The sequence below is a fragment of the Cupriavidus basilensis genome, from assembly GCF_029335485.1.
Lineage (GTDB): Bacteria > Pseudomonadota > Gammaproteobacteria > Burkholderiales > Burkholderiaceae > Cupriavidus > Cupriavidus basilensis_E.
In genome coordinates, this window is record NZ_JARJLM010000139.1 from 1 (window position 1) to 1,945 (window position 1,945).

Consider the following 1,945-nt stretch of genomic DNA (forward strand, 5'->3'; position numbering starts at 1 on the left):
CAGGCCGGGCAGACCATGGGCGAGATCGTGCAGGCGGTCAAGCGCGTGACCGACATCATGGGCGAGATCAGCTCGGCATCCGCCGAGCAGAGTTCCGGCATCGAGCAGGTGAACCGCGCGGTGGCCCAGATGGACGAGGTGACGCAGCAGAACGCGGCGCTGGTGGAGCAGGCCGCCGCCGCGGCCGGTTCGCTGGAAGACCAGACATCGCGGCTGCGCGATGCGGTCGCCACCTTCCGGGTCAGCCTGCGGCCGGAGCCGCGGCCGGCGCGGACCGGTCAGGAAGCCGCCAGGCGGGACGCGGCGCAGATGGCGCAAGCCTGAGGCATCGGGGCCAATGCACTGCTTGCGGCATGAAGTCGAAGCACGAGGTTGAAGCACGAGGTTGAAATGCCCGGCTGAAGCACCTGGCCGGAAACGCTCTTACAAAAAAAAGAAGAAGCAGCGCCTGTCGTCCACAACACCGGCATCCGGCCGGCACGGACAGTCGGGGCGCGTGGTCAAGTCATCCAGAAAAAAGAGGTAGTCTGCATGCAATGGTTCAATCAGCTGCGCGTCACGACCAAGCTGGTCGCTGGCTTTCTGGTCGTGTCGCTTATCGGCGCGGTGATGGGTCTGCTCGGCGTCGTCAATATGGGGCGCATGGCTGACTGGACCGGCAAGATCTATCACGGGGATCTGCAGGCGCTCAAGGGCGTGCAAGGCAGCAACATCGACCTGCTCTATGCCAGCCGCGCGCAGATCGCGCTGCTATCGGCATCGACCATGGGCGAGCGCGCCGGCGAGAAGGAGCAGATCGAGAAATCGCTGAACTCGCTGGAGGAGCGCATGAAGGGCGCGCGCCTGGCCTTCACCCAGGCGGAAGGCCAGGCCTTGGTCAAGCAACTGGATACGCTGCTGCCGGCCTACCGGGATCGCATGGCCAAGTATGTGGCGCTGGTTGGCAAGCAGCCGCTCGATACCTCCCAGTTCGAGAGCCAGGTCTTTGCCGAGAGCACCGACCTGATCAAGGACAGCCGCGCGCTCGAGGATGTGATGGCCAAGATGGTCAAGCGCCGCGACGACCGTGCGCTGGCGAACATGGAGGAGGCGCGCGGCGTCTATGAAGCATCGCGCTTGTGGATGCTGGGTCTCGTGCTGGGCGGCCTGGCGGTTTCCGTGCTGCTGGGCCTGTTCCAGGCCCGAACGCTGTCGCGCCAGCTGGGTGGCGAGCCGGCCTATGCCGCGGCCATCGCCGCGCGTATCGCCGAAGGCGATTTCTCCAGCGAAGTGAAACTGCGCGCTGGCGACAAGGACAGCCTGCTGCATGCCATGCGGCAGATGCAGCAACAACTGTCGGCTACGGTGCGGGACTTCAAGGACTCGGCCGAATCGATTGCATCCGCTTCGCGCGAAATTGCCGCAGGCAACAGCGACCTGTCGCAGCGTACCGAGCAACAGGCGGCGTCGCTGGAAGAAACCGCATCGAGCATGGAAGAGCTGACGAGCACGGTGCGCCAGAACGCGGACAACGCGCGCCAGGCCAGCGGCCTGGCGGCCAACGCATCGGAGACCGCGGTCAAGGGCGGCGAAGTGGTGGGGCGCGTGGTGCAGACCATGGACGAGATCAACGGGGCATCGAAGAAGATCGTCGACATTATCGGCGTGATCGAAGGGATTGCGTTCCAGACCAATATCCTGGCGCTGAACGCGGCGGTGGAAGCCGCGCGTGCGGGCGAGCAGGGCCGGGGCTTCGCGGTGGTGGCCGGCGAGGTGCGCAGCCTGGCACAGCGCAGCGCGAACGCGGCCAAGGAAATCAAGGGCCTGATCGGCGATACGGTGGCGCGGGTGGACAACGGCTCGGCGCTGGTGGGTCAGGCCGGGCAGACCATGGGCGAGATCGTGCAGGCGGTCAAGCGCGTGACCGACATCATGGGCGAGATCAGCGCGGCATCCGCCGAGCAAA

The 1,945-nt window shown here is 65.8% G+C and carries 2 protein-coding genes; both read left to right on the forward strand.

The genetic code is table 11. The features are described 5' to 3' along the window. A partial coding sequence (locus P3W85_RS07910; RefSeq protein ID WP_276264366.1) for a methyl-accepting chemotaxis protein occupies window positions 1-324 on the forward strand: 324 nt, incomplete at its 5' end. Between the two features lie 207 nt (window positions 325-531). Further along, window positions 532-1,945, forward strand: a 1,414-nt coding sequence (locus P3W85_RS07915) for a methyl-accepting chemotaxis protein (protein ID WP_276264367.1), incomplete at its 3' end; no start/stop codon positions are given.